Genomic DNA, 14,636 nt, shown 5'->3' with positions numbered 1-14,636 from the left:
GACACTCCCCTGCACCTGCCCACGCCGGCACTCCCTCGCCTCGGCCCGTCGGCGAACCCGGTGCCCGGGACAGCACCGGTCAAACCACCGAAATACCGAATCTCACGAACCGGTCATCGCCCGCCACCGGGCCAGGTTGTGCCGGGCGTCGACAAGCGCGTCGTGCCGGGCCGCCGCGGCGTTCGGCAGCGGAGGCCGACCCCGCTCGTCCCACAGCTGCCGCAGCTCCTTGGTGTACCGGGGGATCTCCCGGGGCAGCGCCGGCATCGCACCCCACAGCTGCGCCAGGGCCACATGGTCGTACGCCGCGTACCAGGCCCACAGTTCCACCTCCTCGCCGGGGCGGCCCCGGATCGGCTCGACGAGGAACTCGTACAGGTCATCGCGGATGCGCTCGCGGGACCGCCACGCCCGGTCTGCCGGGGAGGGCAGCTTGTCCAGAACGTTGCGACGTACCCAGGGCACCGCCCGGGACGCGTCGAACTCGGTGGAGACCGCGTAGAACTCGCGGCCATGCTCGTCGACGACGCCGATCGAGACCAGTTCGACGGTCCGGCCGTCCTCGATGAACTCGCAGTCGTAGAAGTAGCGGTAGGCCATCGTGACCATCCTCGCGGACGGTCACCGCGGCCCGTTCATCGGGTCGGCGACACCGGGAGCGCTTCCACGGTCCGCCGGGAGGTCACGCCCCAGCTCGAACCGGTCACGGAAGTGATTTGAGGGGTGTACAGCACGCGACGGGACCGTCATGATCTGATGTGTTACCGCTGCCGGACGCCGCACGGGTGTCGGATCACCTCGTCAGGGCCGCCAGGCTCACCCGGTGAGCGAGTTGGGGTCCTTGACCGGGGAGGGGTGGGGCCGTGGAGATGCGCCTGCCGGAGCCGGGCGACGCGCTCACCGGCGTCGACATGTTCGCCGGGCTGGAGCCGGAGGTACGCCAGCGGGTGGTCGCCGCAGCGGTGCCCCGGACGTACCGCAAGGGTCAGCTGCTGTTCGTGGAGAACGACCCGGGCGAGTCGCTGATCATCCTGCGGCGGGGAGCGGTGGCCGTGTTCCGGACCGCGCCCACCGGTGAACGGGCGATCCTGACCGTGATGCGTCCGCCGGACGTGCTCGGTGAGGTCTCCCTGCTGGACGCCTCGACCCGGTCGACCTCGGCCGAGGCGATCGAGGACACTGCCGCGCTGGCGTTGTCCCGGCCGGCGTTCATGGAGCTGGTGCACTCGAACGCGCGCATCCTCGACGCGGTGATGCGCTCCCTCGGTGCGTTGATCCGTCGGCTGACCGAGCAGAACGCCGACCACGTCTTCCTCGACCTGCCCGGCCGGGTGGCCAAGACGCTGGTCCGGCTCGCCGGCGAGAGCCAGGCTCCGATGATCACCATCGAGCTGAACCAGAGCCAGCTCGCCGAGATGGCCGGCGGCTCCCGGCAGAGCGTCAACCAGGCGATCGGCTCGTTCGCCAACCGGGGATGGCTGCGTACCGAGGGTCGCCGGATCGTGGTCACCGACGTGCCCGCGCTGCGCCGCCGCGCCGGCATGAACGAGCGCTGAGCGGCCCCCGCGCAGATGACAATGCGGGCGGGGCCGGGACGAACGTCCCGGCCCCGCCCGTCGTTGTTCGGTCAGGGCTTGGTGCTGCCCGGCCCGGCCCAGTCTGTGCCACCCGGTCCGGCCCAGTCCGTGCCGTCCTTGCCACCGCCGGGCACCTCGCCGACGATCCCCTGCGCCTGCAACTGCGCGAGGGTAGCGGCGTCCACGTCCAACGAGTCACCCGCGGAATGGGCGACCCCGTTACCGTCGGTCCAGTCGCTCTTCAGCATCACGTACACCATGGAGCTGTCCCCCTGATCAGCTGTCGACAAATCGGCTGCCTGAATCTAGCCGTTCCGGAACGCCGTGAGCTGCCCGGCTGAGTGTCCACAAACCAACAGCCCGGTACCCGACAGTGCGGCGGGCGGCGATACTCGATACTGCGCCCCGGCGCGTCGGGGGCCTGCCAATGGAGGGTGTCATCGCCGCACAGTGTGACCGCTGTGGACGTACCGCCGCCGAGGGCGACCGCTTCTGCGGTGGCTGCGGCGCGGAACTCGGTGCCGTCTGCCCACACTGCCTGCGCCCCCTCGCGCCGGACGTGGCCTTCTGCACCTCCTGCGGGTCACCCCGCGCCGGCACGGACCGACCGGCGACCATCAACCAGGAGGATCGCCGCCGGGTCAGTGTGCTCTTCGTCGACCTGATCGACTTCACCCCGTACGTCGAACGGGCCGACCCGGAGCTGGTGCGCGGCATGCAGACCGGCTTCTTCTCCGCCGCCCGCCGAGTGGTCGGCCAGTACGGCGGGGTGGTGGAGAAGTACATAGGTGACGCGGTGATGGCGCTGTTCGGTGCGCCGATTGCCACCGAGACCGACGCGTTGCGGTGTGTCCGGGCCGGGCTGGAGTTGCAGCGGGTGCTGACCCGGTTCACCCCCACCGGCACCGACGGGCTGCGCTTCCGGGTCGGGGTGGCGACCGGGGAGGCACTTGTCGACGTGGCCGCCGCCCGCGACGGCGGGCAGGCGATCGTGGCCGGTGACGTGGTCAACACCGCCTCCCGGTTGCAGTCGGCGGCGCCGCCCGGCGGGGTGCTCGTCGACGGTGCCACGCACGCGCTGACCCGCGACACCATCCGGTACGACGAGCAGCCACCGGTCACCCTGCGCGGCCGGTCCGCACCGACCGAGGTGTGGCTGGCCCGGTCCGCGGTACGCCAGCAGCCCACCGACCGGGAGCCGGACACCACCCCGCTGATCGACCGGGAACACGAGCTGGGCATGCTGGTCAACGCCCTGCACCGCAGCCTGCGTGACCGTCGGCCCCAGGTGGTGACCGTCTTCGGCCGGGCCGGCATCGGCAAGAGCCGACTGGTCCGTGAGCTGCACCGGCACACCGGCCGGCTGGTGGACGAGCCACTGACCTGGCGGATCGGCCGGTGCCCGCCGTTCGGCGAGAACGTCACGTTCGCCGCGCTGGCCGACATCGTCAAGGCCGAGGCGGGCATCCTCGACACCGATCCCGCGGCCAGCGCCGCCCAACGGCTGGCCACCGCCGTGGGCGAACTGGTCGGCGTCGCCGAGCGGGACCGGGTGGCCGACGCGCTGCGACCGCTGGTCGGGCTGGCCGGCACCCCGCTGCCGGCCGAGGAGGCGGAGTCGGCGTGGCGACGGTTCCTGCTGGCGCTCGCCGCCCGCCGCCCCACCGTGCTGGTCTTCGAGGACCTGCACTGGGCCGACGACGCGATGCTGCGCTTCGTGGAACTGCTGGGTGCGGCGGCCCGGGACGTACCGCTGCTGCTGCTGTGCACCGCCCGTCCCGAACTTGTCGACCGGGATCCGAGCTGGGCCGGGACGATCACCGGCTCGGTCACCATCGCCCTGCCGCCGTTGCGGGACACCGGCATCGCCACGTTGTACGCGCACATGTTCGGCCAGGCCGCTTTCTCCGCCGACCTGCTGACCCCGCTGATCGAGGTGGCCGGCGGCAATCCGCTCTACGCCCACGAGTACGTCCGGATGCTGATCGAGCAGGGGGCGCTGCGGCAGTCCGGGCGTGGCTGGTCGCTGGAGAAGCACCTGGACCTGCCGATGCCGGAGAGCGTGCACGCGGTCATCGCCAACCGGGTCGACCTGCTCGACGCGAAGGACCGGGCGGTGCTGCTGGCCGCCGCAGTCGTCGGGGTGCAGTTCTGGCCGGGTGCGGTGGCCGCCGCCGTCGGGCAGCCGGTCGAGTCCGTCGAGCGTGCCCTGCGCCGGCTGGAGCAGCGGGACTTCGTCCACGAGCAGGCCGCCTCCACGATGGCCGGTCAGCCGGAGTACCGCTTCCGGCACGTCCTGGTCCGCGACGTGTGCTACCAGCGGCTGCCCCGTACCGAGCGGGTGGCCCGGCACGAACGCACCGCCGACTGGCTGGACACGCTGTCGCAGAGCCGGGACACCGACCTGGCCGAGGTGCTGGCCCACCACCGCTGGGCGGCGCACGAGATCGCCCGTTCGCTGGGCATGGAGACCATCCGCTACGCCGCGCCGGCCCGGGCCGCGCTGCACCGGGCGGCGCGCCGGGCGTACGCGCTGCACGGGCTGGACGCCGCCGCCAGCCATGCCGCCCGGGCGCTCGGCCTGGCCGACGACTCCGATCCGGTGGGCCGGCTCCAGTTGGAGCTGCTCAGCACCGAGATCTCGTTCCACCGCGACGGCAACGCCTTCCTCTCCAGCGGCGGGCCGGAGCAGGTGCAGGCGCTCGCCGAGCGACTGCTCGCGTACGGCGACGAGGCGTGCGCGGCGCGGGCCTGGACACTGCTCGGCCAGGCCGCGTGGCTGCGGGCCGACCGGCCGGCGGCGCTGGCCTGCCTGGACCGGGCGGTACGGCTGTTCGAGCCGCTGCCGGACAGCCCGCAGAAGGCCGACGCCTTCGCCGAGTTGGGGCGGCTGCACATGCTCAACTACGAGCGTGACCCGGCCGTGGCGGCGGCGGACACGGCAGCCGAGATCGGCGAACGACTCGGGCTGACCGAGACCCGCACCAACGCCCGGATCACCGCGGCCACCGCCCGTTACCAGGCCGGCGACCGCGCCGGGCTCGACGAGCTGTACGCCATCGTGGAGTTCAGCCGGGCGGGCCAACTGCTCGCCCTGCCCCGGGCCACCCAGAACCTCGCCTACGCGGTTCGCGAGGAGGGCGACTGGCTACGCTCCGACGCCCTGCTGTCGGCGGCGCCGGCCCGCACCGCGAGCGGGCAGACCCTGACCACCAGCTACTCGGGCGAGGCGATGCGGGCCTGGTTCGAGGGGGACTTCGGCCGGCTGCTCGCCGCCGCCGAGGCGTTCGTGGACACCCCGACCGGCAGCTGGGACATGCAGGTACGCGGCCTGCGGTCGTGCCTGCTGGTGCTGCGTGGCCGGCCGGTGCCGCCGGGCCCACCCGCCGACGGGGCGCCGACCGGGACACCGCCGCGTGACGACGTGGCCGCCGCGTTGGACATCGCGCGGCGCAGCGGCTTCCACCGGCTGCACTGGACGATGCTCGCGATGGGGGCGTTGTGCCGGGCGGTACAGGGTCGCCTCGACGAGGCCGCCGCGCTTGTCGACGAGCTGGCCGAGTCGTGGACCGCGGTACCGGCGCTGGCCAGCGGCGAGTGGATCGCCGCGGCCAGCTGGGCGGCGTGCCTCACCGGACGCAAGCCCGCCGCCCGGATACGCGCCATGCTCGACCAGGTCGGTCACCGTACGCCCTGGTCCGAGGCGGCGCTGCGGACGGTGACCGGCGCGCTGGCCGGGGCCGACGACAACCACCGGCACGCCGCCGAGCTGCACCTGGCCGCCGCCGAGACCTACGCCGGCATCCCCGACGTCACCGACCGGATGTTGGCACTGACCTTCACGGTACGCGAACTGACCTGCGCCGGTGACCTCGCGGCGGCCGACGCGCCCCTGGCCGAGCTGCGCGCCTTCGCCCACCGCAACGGCGCACCGGGCCTGCTCGCTCTGGCCCAGCCGCCCGCCGACACCGCACAGATCCTCGCCTCCTGACCGTCGCCGGCCCACTCGCCTCCCACGTCCGGCCTGCCGTCTCCGGTGGGCCCCTCAGGCCGCGACAGGTGTGGCGGGCGGGGTCGTCGCCGTGGGCTGGGCCTTTAGCTGCTGGGCGTAGACGTCGACGTACTCGCGGCCGGAGAGCTCCATCAACTCGTACATGATCTCGTCGGTGACCGCGCGCTCGACGAACCGGTCGCCGGCCAGCCCGGCGTAACGGGAGAAGTCCAGCGGTGGGCCGAAGCGGATCCGGACCCGTGCCAGGTTCGGGATGAGCTGACCGGGCGGCTGGATCTCGTCCAGGTTGAGCATCACCACCGGCACGACCGGCGCACCGCTCTCCAGCGCCAGCCGGGCCACTCCGGTCTTGCCTCGATAGAGCCGGCCGTCGGGCGAGCGGGTGCCCTCCGGGTAGATGCCGGCGATGCCGCCGGCCCGCAGCACCTTCAGCTGGGTGTCCAGCGCGGCGCGGGCGGCCCGGCCGCCGGAGCGGTCCACCGGGATGGTGCCGGTGCCGGTGAAGAACATCTTGGTCAGCCAGCCCTTGATCCCCCTGCCGGTGAAGTACTCCGCCTTGGCCACGAAGGTGACCTTCCGCGGCACGATAAGCGGTGTGAAGATCGAGTCCGAGAAGGAGAGATGGTTGCTGGCCAGGATGACCGGACCGGTCGCCGGTACGTGGTGCAGGCCCTCCACCTGCGGCCGGAAGATGAGCCGCAGCAGCGGGCCGAGCAGCACGTACTTCAGCAGCCAGTAGAGCACCGGCATCCTCTCCCCAGGTGTTGCTCACCGCGGACCGCGCCGGGTCGGGTGATCGTGGCACGAGCCTACGAACCACCGGCCAGCCGCGGCAACGGACGCTCGGCCCGAAATCACCCGTCACGTTCGGTGTTGGCCGCTCCCCTTCCGCACCTCCCATCTCCGCCCTTTGCTCTGCTTCAACCCACGCAACAGTCACTTTCCGTGGCGGTTGTTCGCCGGAACTTGGCTTCCGCTGGCACCATCCCACCTGGTCAGGCGGCTGTGCGTGGGTTGAAGCAGAGCAAAGGGGGCGGTGGGTAGGCGGGGGCCGAGGGGGCTTCGTCACGCTGAGTCGCCATCACCGAGGGTCGTCGCCTGGCCGAGTCGCCCGGCAGACAGGCGGTGCGACAGTGACGGCTGTGGCCATCGGCCGGGCCCGGTGACCGTACGCCGCGCCACAAGGCACTCCCCGAACCCACCCTCGACGTGTCACGATTCAGGGCACGGGGCGTGCGGGGGCGCGCCGAGGGGCTGCGGGGCGCGCCGGTGGCGCGATGAGGAGGATGGTCGGTGTCAGCGGGTGGGGCCCGCCGGGGACGGCGGGACAACGGTCTCGACGCGAGCGAGTACGCCATCGCCGGCGACGTCGATCCGCGCGTCGGCGAGCACCTGCTCGACGTGCTGGCCGCCGGCGGGATCGCCGCCTACCTGCAACCATCGGCCGACCTGAACCCGGTCACCCGTACCACCACCGTGCCGCCCCGGCCGGTGGACCGGCTCTACGTGGACCGCTCGCACCTGAGCACCGCCCGGGACTACCTCAGCCAACTCGCCGACGAGACCGGCGACGCCCGCGCCAGCGAGGAGCCGGACATCGACGCCGAGTGGGAGCGGATCATCGCCGGCTTCCACGCCCCGCCCGGCTCCGGCGACCATCCGTGGCCCGCCGCAGAGAATGTGGACGACCCGGCCGGACGGGGCGGTGGCACGGCCACCGCCACCCGACCCGGCACCGAGGAGCCCGGCCCCACCGCCACCGACGTACGCCGACTGCCGTACGCCGCCGACATCTCCGGCGTCTCGGTGGGACGTGGCCCCCGCGACGGGGAGGGGCCGTCGCTGCTGGACGGCCTGGACACCTTCGGCGCGGAGCTGCCCGACGACCCGGACGACGACGAGCGCTACGTACCGCCGCCGCCACCACCGCTGCCCCGGGTGTCGAAGTTCGCGCTGGCCGGCATCCTCGCCGTGCTGCTCGGCTTCGTGCTGTTCCTCTTCCCCGATCTGCTCCCCGTCGACCAGGGCATCGTGACGTTGCTCGGCTTCACCGGCATTCTCGCCGGTTTCGTCACGCTTGTGTGGCGGCTGCGGCCCGGCGACGCCGACGACCGCGACCCGGACGACGGCGCCGTCGTCTGAGTCACCGCGCAGGGTAGCCGTCCGGATACCGGGACGGCGACCGCCCGTGCCGACGCGCGTAACAGTGGTGTAACTTACTGTCAGTAGGAATACCGCAGTACGTCACGTCACCCGCCGACTGCCCGGTTGTTCCTTCCTCGTGGCGGTCACTCCCCTGCTGATCGGAATGCCCGAGATGCGACAGAGTTCCCTCGTGGTGGTGGCCAACCGCCTACCCATCGACGACAGCGTGGCCCCCGACGGTGCCTGCGAGTGGCGGCGCAGCCCTGGTGGGCTGGTCAGCGCGCTGCACCCGCTGCTGCGCCACACTCCCGCCACCTGGGTCGGCTGGGCCGGCGGCACCGGTCCCGCGCCCGCCCTGCCCGACATCGACGGAGTACGGATGCACTCCGTGCCACTCAGCGGTGAAGACCTGCGCGACCACTACGAGGGTTTCGCCAACGCGACCCTCTGGCCGATCTATCACGACGCGGTCGAGCAGCCCCAGCACCACCGGCGCTGGTGGGACGCCTACCAGCGGGTCAACCAGCGGTTCGCCGAGGCCACCGCACAGGTCGCCGAGCCCGGCGCGGTGGTCTGGGTGCAGGACTATCACCTGCAACTGGTCCCGGGGGTGCTCCGCACCCTGCGGCCCGACCTGCGCATCGGCTTCTTCCTGCATGTGCCCTTCCCCCCGCCGGAGTTGTTCATGCAGTTGCCCCGCCGGGCCGAACTGCTACGCGGAATGCTCGGCGCCGACCTGGTCGGCTTCCAGCGCGCCCAGGCCGCGCACAACTTCGCCCAGTTGGTGACGAAGGTTCTGGGGCTGCCGGCCACCGACCGACGGGTCGGCGTCGAGGACCGGGTGGTGCGCATCGGCGCGTTCCCGGTGTCGATCGACACTGTCGAGATGGCGGCGTTGGCCGACCGCCCGGACGTGGCCGACCGGGCGCACCGGCTGCGTCACGACCTGGGCAGCCCCGACCAGGTGATCCTCAGCGTCGACCGGATGGACTACACCAAGGGCATCGAGCAGCGGCTCAAGGCGTACAGCGAGTTGCTGGCCGGTGGGCACGTCAAGGTCCGCGACACGGTGCTGGTGCAGGTGGCGGTGCCGAGCCGAGAGCGGGTCAGCCAATACCAGATCCTCCGGGACCGGGTGGAGCGCGAGGTCGGGCGGATCAACGGCGAGTTCGGCCGGGTGGGTGAGCCCGCCATCCACTACCTCACCCAGCCGTTCGATCGCGCCGAGTTGGCCGCGCTCTACCGGGTCGCCGACGTGATGGCGGTGACCCCGTTGCGCGACGGGATGAACCTGGTCGCCAAGGAGTACGTCGCCGCCCGGGTCGACGACAGCGGCGCGCTGCTGCTGAGCGAGTTCGCCGGGGCCGCCGCCGAACTGCCACAGGCGTACCTGGTCAATCCGCATGACCTGGAAGGGCTCAAGCAGGGTCTGCTCGCCGCGTTGCGGGCCGATCCCGCCGACGTAGGGGAACGGATGCGATCGATGCGTGCGTACCTGCACGAGCACGACATCCGGGCCTGGGCCCGCTCCTACCTGTCCACACTGGACCAGAGCGGTTCGATGCTCACCCGCCTCGGTGGCGGCTGAGACCGGTCGCCGGGCACACCCGCGACGCCTCAGCCGAGGTCGTCGCGGGCCGGGTCCTTGACCAGCCAGTCGAGAATCGCGTCGATCGGCTCCCGCCACCTGGCGTCGAGCATCAGGTCGTGCCCCATGCCGGGAAAGAGCAGCGGAGCCGAACCGTATCGCCGTGCTGCGCGGGTCAGCGCGGCGGCCGGCACCACCCGGTCGTCCGGGCTACCCAGTACCAGCACGGGCGGATCACCCACCGCCGGCTCCGGATCGGCACCGGTCAACAGCTGCCACTGGGCCCGCCGGGCCGCCCGCCCCAGCCGCCCGGTGTACCGCCGGGCGTCGGCGTCGGGCAGCTCACCACTGAACAGCTGCCGGCGATTCAGCCGCAGCCCGGCGCCGAACACTGCCGGCAGGGTACCGAGCGGGTTGCGGCGCAACGCGGTGCCGAACGTCGCCCAGCCGCCGAGCACCGGCGCCACCAGCACCGCTGCCCGAGCCGGATAGCGGGCCATGGCATGCGCGACCACCAGGGCTCCGGCGCCGTGCCCCACCAGCACCGCCCGGCGCGGCAGGCTCGCCGCCACCTGGACCACGTCGTGGGCGTACGCCCGCAGGGTCGCCTCCGGGGCCGGCTCGCTGGCGCCGTGCCCGCGCAGGCTCACCGCGTAGCCGCCGAAGCCGCGGGCGGCGACGTGTCCGAGCCAGTTCTCCGCGTACGCCCAGGCACCATGGCCGAAGCCGGGCACGAACAGCAGCGGCGGCCGCCCCTCCTCCACCTCCGGGACGGCGCTGAGCACCTCACGCCGGACCGGACGCACCGGCCGCGCCCACTCCCAGCTGCGCATCACCCGCTCGGTCACTTGCTCTCCAGCTCGCGTAGGGCGCGCTCCAGCGCGCGCAGGTAGTCGGCGTGCCCGACCTCGAACCAGTGCCGGGTGGAGTCCTTCACCTGTCCCGAGTAGCGTTCGCCGGCTCCGGCGCGTACCCGGGCGGCGAAGGCGGCGGCCCGCTCCGGACGGCTGGCACGGGCCCGCAGCAACCGGGCGAAGAGCACGGCCTGCCAGTGGGCCAGCGGGAAGATGCCGGAGTCGGGTTGGACCAGCCCGGTCACCGCGAGCGTGGGATGGTCCGGTACGAGGGCGTTGAGCCACAGTCGGGGCCGACCCACCCCCTCGTCGTCACCGAGGATCTTGCCGTCGAGGAACTCGAAGCGGGGCAGGTAACCGGTGGCGAAGACGACAAGTTCCGGGTCGATCTGGCGGCCGTCGGTCAGCTCCACCGAGTGCGGGTGGAAGCGCGCGATGTCCGGTACCGGGGTGATCGCTCCGTGGCCCACGTGGTAGACGAGCAGGCTGTTGGCGATCGGGTGGGTCTCGTACACCCGGTGGTCCGGCTTCGGCAGGCCGAAGCGGGTCAGGTCACCGACGGTCAGTCGCAGCGTCCGGTGGTAGAGCCACTGCCGGACCCGCAGCGGTACCCGCAGCGCCAGCAGCAGGTCGTTGACCTGGTCAGCAGGGCGACCGAAGACGTACTTCGGGGCGTACCAGTAGCCGCGCCGGGTGGAGTGCCAGCAACGCGACGCCTGCTGGGCGGCCTCCACGGCGATGTCGCAGCCGGTGTTGCCGGCACCCACCACCAGCACCCGCTTGCCACGCAGCTGCGCCGAGTCCTTGTACGACGAGGCGTGCATGACCTCGCCACGGAACTGCTCCAGCCCCTCGTAGCGGGGCAGCTTCGGCGACCAGTTGTGCCCGTTGGCGATCACCACGGCCGCGTACCGGGACGTGCGCTCCGGGCCGTAGCCACCGGTGCTGCGGGTGGTGACGTCCCACCGGTCGTCACCGACCGGCTCGACCCGCACCACCTCGGTGCCGAACCAGATGTGCCGACGCAGGTCGAAGTGGTCGGCGTAGCGCTCGAAGTAGGACAGCAACTGGCCGTGGTGCGGGTAGTCCGGCCAGTGGTCGGGCATCGGGAAGTCGGGAAACTGGGTGAACGGCCGCGACGAGATCAGGTGGGTGCTGGCGTACACCGGGCTCCGGTCGTGCCGCCAGTTCCAGGCGCCGCCGACGCCGGTCTCACGTTCGTAGCAGTCGACCCCGAAGCCGTGCTCGGCGAGGTTCTTCACGGCGGTCAGGCCGCTGGCACCGGCACCGATGACGCAGACGGTGTCGCCCCGGTCGGAGACCGGACGGCCGTCGGGGCCGCGGGCGAGCGTGGTCGTCTCCGGATCTGGCCGGCCGGGCTCGGTGGAGGTGGGCACCGGGGATCTCCTTCGTCTCGGCACGAGTGCCGGGTCGCGCGAAATCCTCTCCACAACGGAGCGGGATGTCCAGCCCGGCGAACGGCCGATGTCAGGCGGTGGCGGGCAGCAGCAGGTCGACCAGGACCGGGAAGTGGTCGCTGGCCCGCCGGGCCAGCGGGGTGTCCACCACGTCGTAGTCGACCACGGTGATCCGCGCGTCGACGAACAGAGCGTCGATGCGCCGGCGCGGGTCCGCGCACGAGTAGGTGAGCCGGTCGGTCCGGTCCGCCGCCACCGCCGCGTCGGTCAGCCCGTCGGCGACGGTGCGCCACGCCGGCCCGCCCGGCTCCTCGTTGAGGTCGGCGGCGGCGATCACCGGATGAGGTGCGCCGGTCAGGTCCCGCTTGAACAGCTCGGCCTGTCCGGGACGCTCCGCCGGATCGGTGGACAGGTGCGACCCGGCCACCGTGAACCGGGCCGAGGCGCCCACCCGACAGTCGGCGTACGCGGCGCCGCGCAGGTGCCGGCCCGGGGTGAGCGGGAAGCGCCGGCAGCGGGGCGCGGTCACCCGCACCCGGAGGCTGGTCAACACCAGGTTGCCCAGAGACGGCAGCCCACCGGCGGCGACCACCAGCCCGAACGACTCGGCCAGCGCGGCGGACTTCTCCCGCCACCGGAACCGGCGCGGTCCCTCCTGGACGATGACCACGTCCGGTGCTGCCTCGCGCACCACCGTGGCCAGCGCGGCGGTGTCGTCGCGCTGGCCGTGGACGTTGTACGACAGCACGCGCAGCGGCACGCCGGGCTGCGCCACCGGATGCGGTGTCGCGGACACCGACACCGCTAGATCCGCCGGGCCAGGTCGGCGGCGCCGATGACCCCGGCGGAGTTGCCGAGCTCGGCTGGCCGGATCTCAGCCACCGGCAGCCGGCTGCGCTGCGCCAGCGCCTCGGTGAACGAGCGACGGGTGGGGCCCATCAGCAGGTCACCGGCGTCGATGACGCCGCCACCGACGACCAGGATCTGCGGGTCGAGGATCTGCGCCATGTCCGCCAGGCTGGTGCCGAGCCAGCGGCCGACCTGCGCGAACGCCTCGGCCGAGACCGGGTCGCCCCCTTTGGCGGCGGCGGTGACCATCGGGCCGGTGATCGCTTCGGCCTCACCGTCGGCCAACTCCAGCAGGGCGGCGGCCCGGTGCGGCTCCTGCCGGGCGGCGGCCCGGGCGAATCGGACCAGGGCGCTGCCGCTGGCGTACTGCTCGATGCAGCCGAGTCGGCCGCAGCCGCACTGGTGGCCGTCGGGGACGGTGAGCATGTGGCCCAGTTCGGCGGCGATGCCGTGGGCGCCGCGGACCAACTCACCGCCGAGCACGATGCCGCCGCCGACGCCGGTGCCGATGGTGAACATGACCATCGAGTCGTCGGCGTGGCGGGCGGCGCCGTAGCGGAACTCCGCCCAGGCCGCCACGTTGCCGTCGTTCTCCACGATGACCGGCAGTCCGACCGCCGCGCTGACGTACGCCCGCAGCGGCTCGTCGCGCCAGGCCAGGTTGGGGGCGAAGAGCACTGTGGAACGACTGGCGTCGATCCAGCCGGCCGCGCCGATGCCGACCGCCTGGATGTCATGACCGGCGCTCAGTTCGGCGACGAGTTCGATGATGACGTCGCGGGTCTTGCCGACGTCGTCGGCGGGGGTGTCCCGTCGGGTCTGCACGAGGACCGTGCCGGTGTCGTCGACGACACCGCCGGCCACCTTGGTGCCACCGACGTCGACTCCGATGGTCAGCGTCACCGCTGCCACTCCCCTCTGCTGTGCCACCCCGCGCACACCTGCCCTCGCCGGTGGTGCTGCGGGTCGTCCGTGATCAGGCCCCGTCGCCTGGTGCGCCCTGCCGCCCGCCGGGCACGGTACGGCCGTCCGGCGCGGGCTCGTCGCCCGGCGCGGGCTCGCCGTCGGGTACCCGGGAGGCGGGCACCACGCGACGCTCGGTCGGCGTCCGGCGTCCGGCCGGTGCGACCGGCCCGGCGGCATCGACGGGCGCGGCGGCCGGGACGGCGACGTCCTCCGCCCGGGTCGCGGCGGACCAGACGTCCCGCTCCGGTGCCGGCTGAGAATCATGCCCGGTCCGGGTCGCCTCGCGCCACACGTGGTCGCCGTACGGATCGGTGGCGGCGGTGGCGGCGGCATCGGCGGTGGGCCCCGGCGGCGGCGCCGCGCCCGGTCCGGCCGGCGGCTCGGCCGGGGCGAAGGCACGCAGGAAACTCGCCAGGCCAGCGGCCAGATCCCCGGCACCGGTGGCCAGTCGCTCGGCGAACTCGGGGCTCGGATCACGCAACGCGGCGATGCCCCGGCAAACCGGGCAGACGCAGCATTCGGCCGCACCGGTGGCGAAACCCGCTCCGGTGTCAGCGGGGGCCGCACCAGGGACGTCGTTGTGACCGAGGACACCGGTCACGATCCCGCCGAGCGGGCCCAGCGGCACCGCCGCCGGGTTGGCGGCGGCCAACCGTACGGCGGCCAGCAGAGTGGCGACCAGCCGCTCCGCCTCTTCCCGGGCCGTACCCGGATCTGTCGCACCCATGCTGGGCTCCTCTACCGCGGCGACCGGGTCGCCAGCTGCGTCACTGCGCCGCACCGGATGCTTCTACCCGGCGCTTGAGCTGCTTCAACGCGGCGTCCATGATCATTTTTTCGGCCTTGCGACGGAACATGCCGAGCATCCCGACCGCGAGCTCCACCTCCAGGGTGTAGGTCACGGTGGTGCTCCCGTCGGTGTTGGCCTCCAGGTCGTACGCGCCCCGCTGTGCCTTCTGCATCTTCGACGGGGCCACCAGGTGCCACTCGATCCGGGACAGGTCTTCGGCGTAGGCGTACGCCAGCACGTACTCGTCGGCCATCACCGTGGCGTCGAGGACGAAACGGACCTGGCTGGCGTAACCGTCCTCGTACTCCTCGATCACCTCCGCCTCGCGGACCGCGTCGGTCCACTCCGGGTAGCTCGGGAAGTCACAGATGACCGCGGCCACCCGGTCCGGTGACGCGCCGATGATGATCGACTGGGTGGAGGAGTCCGCCATGCTG

Annotated in this window: 13 protein-coding genes; 4 read left to right on the top strand and 9 right to left on the bottom strand. The window is 72.6% G+C overall.

Features of this window, described 5'->3' with window-relative positions:
• Positions 1–102 precede the first annotated feature (102 nt).
• Complete coding sequence (locus tag O7624_RS24270) at positions 103–600, bottom strand: polyadenylate-specific 3'-exoribonuclease AS (RefSeq protein ID WP_093401561.1); 498 nt, start codon at positions 598–600, stop codon at positions 103–105.
• 263 nt (positions 601–863) lie between these two features.
• Here O7624_RS24270 and O7624_RS24265 point away from each other — a divergent pair, with 263 nt between their 5' ends.
• A complete protein-coding gene (locus O7624_RS24265) occupies positions 864–1,556 on the top strand; it encodes a Crp/Fnr family transcriptional regulator (protein WP_093401197.1) in 693 nt (230 codons plus the stop codon).
• A gap of 71 nt (positions 1,557–1,627) precedes the next feature.
• On the opposite strand, the gene O7624_RS24260 is transcribed toward O7624_RS24265, so the two are convergent.
• Entirely contained in the window at positions 1,628–1,837 is a 210-nt protein-coding gene (locus tag O7624_RS24260; RefSeq protein ID WP_282237386.1) for a hypothetical protein, read from the bottom strand.
• Positions 1,838–2,004: 167 nt separating this feature from the next.
• Between O7624_RS24260 and O7624_RS24255 the strand changes: the two genes are divergently transcribed.
• Positions 2,005–5,568: an adenylate/guanylate cyclase domain-containing protein gene (locus tag O7624_RS24255; protein ID WP_282237385.1), complete on the top strand. Its 3,564-nt coding sequence runs from the start codon at positions 2,005–2,007 to the stop codon at positions 5,566–5,568.
• A 54-nt stretch (positions 5,569–5,622) separates the two neighbouring features.
• On the opposite strand, the gene O7624_RS24250 is transcribed toward O7624_RS24255, so the two are convergent.
• Positions 5,623–6,333, bottom strand: coding sequence for a lysophospholipid acyltransferase family protein (locus O7624_RS24250; RefSeq protein WP_093401562.1), 711 nt, complete (start codon positions 6,331–6,333; stop codon positions 5,623–5,625).
• A 549-nt stretch (positions 6,334–6,882) separates the two neighbouring features.
• Between O7624_RS24250 and O7624_RS24245 the strand changes: the two genes are divergently transcribed.
• Together O7624_RS24245 and O7624_RS24240 are read left to right on the top strand one after the other, a co-directional pair.
• Positions 6,883–7,731 (top strand): DUF308 domain-containing protein, encoded by an 849-nt coding sequence (locus tag O7624_RS24245; protein WP_282237384.1) that lies wholly within the window; start codon positions 6,883–6,885, stop codon positions 7,729–7,731.
• 175 nt (positions 7,732–7,906) lie between these two features.
• Positions 7,907–9,322 carry a trehalose-6-phosphate synthase gene (locus O7624_RS24240; RefSeq protein WP_282237383.1) on the top strand — a complete coding sequence of 472 codons (1,416 nt, stop codon included), beginning with the start codon at positions 7,907–7,909 and terminating at the stop codon, positions 9,320–9,322.
• A gap of 29 nt (positions 9,323–9,351) precedes the next feature.
• Here the strand turns inward: O7624_RS24240 and O7624_RS24235 are convergent, their stop codons facing one another.
• The 6 genes from O7624_RS24235 to O7624_RS24210 form a co-directional block, all read right to left on the bottom strand.
• A complete protein-coding gene (locus tag O7624_RS24235) occupies positions 9,352–10,170 on the bottom strand; it encodes an alpha/beta fold hydrolase (protein ID WP_282237382.1) in 819 nt (272 codons plus the stop codon).
• A complete protein-coding gene (locus O7624_RS24230; RefSeq protein WP_282237381.1) occupies positions 10,167–11,573 on the bottom strand; it encodes an NAD(P)-binding domain-containing protein in 1,407 nt (468 codons plus the stop codon). Before O7624_RS24230 ends, O7624_RS24235 begins: the two co-directional genes overlap by 4 nt.
• Positions 11,574–11,664: 91 nt before the next feature.
• Positions 11,665–12,369: an endonuclease/exonuclease/phosphatase family protein gene (locus O7624_RS24225; protein WP_282240743.1), complete on the bottom strand. Its 705-nt coding sequence runs from the start codon at positions 12,367–12,369 to the stop codon at positions 11,665–11,667.
• A 29-nt stretch (positions 12,370–12,398) separates the two neighbouring features.
• Positions 12,399–13,346: an ROK family glucokinase gene (locus O7624_RS24220; RefSeq protein WP_093401202.1), complete on the bottom strand. Its 948-nt coding sequence runs from the start codon at positions 13,344–13,346 to the stop codon at positions 12,399–12,401.
• A gap of 73 nt (positions 13,347–13,419) precedes the next feature.
• Positions 13,420–14,136, bottom strand: coding sequence for a hypothetical protein (locus O7624_RS24215; protein WP_282237380.1), 717 nt, complete (start codon positions 14,134–14,136; stop codon positions 13,420–13,422).
• Positions 14,137–14,176: 40 nt separating this feature from the next.
• Positions 14,177–14,632, bottom strand: a complete 456-nt coding sequence (locus tag O7624_RS24210) for an SRPBCC family protein (protein ID WP_282237379.1) — start codon at positions 14,630–14,632, stop codon at positions 14,177–14,179.
• Positions 14,633–14,636 lie beyond the last annotated feature (4 nt).

It is taken from the genome of Verrucosispora sp. WMMD1129 (assembly GCF_029581255.1).
In the GTDB taxonomy this organism is placed as follows: Bacteria; Actinomycetota; Actinomycetes; order Mycobacteriales; family Micromonosporaceae; genus Micromonospora; species Micromonospora sediminimaris.
This window is presented reverse-complemented; position numbering and strand designations above follow the sequence as displayed.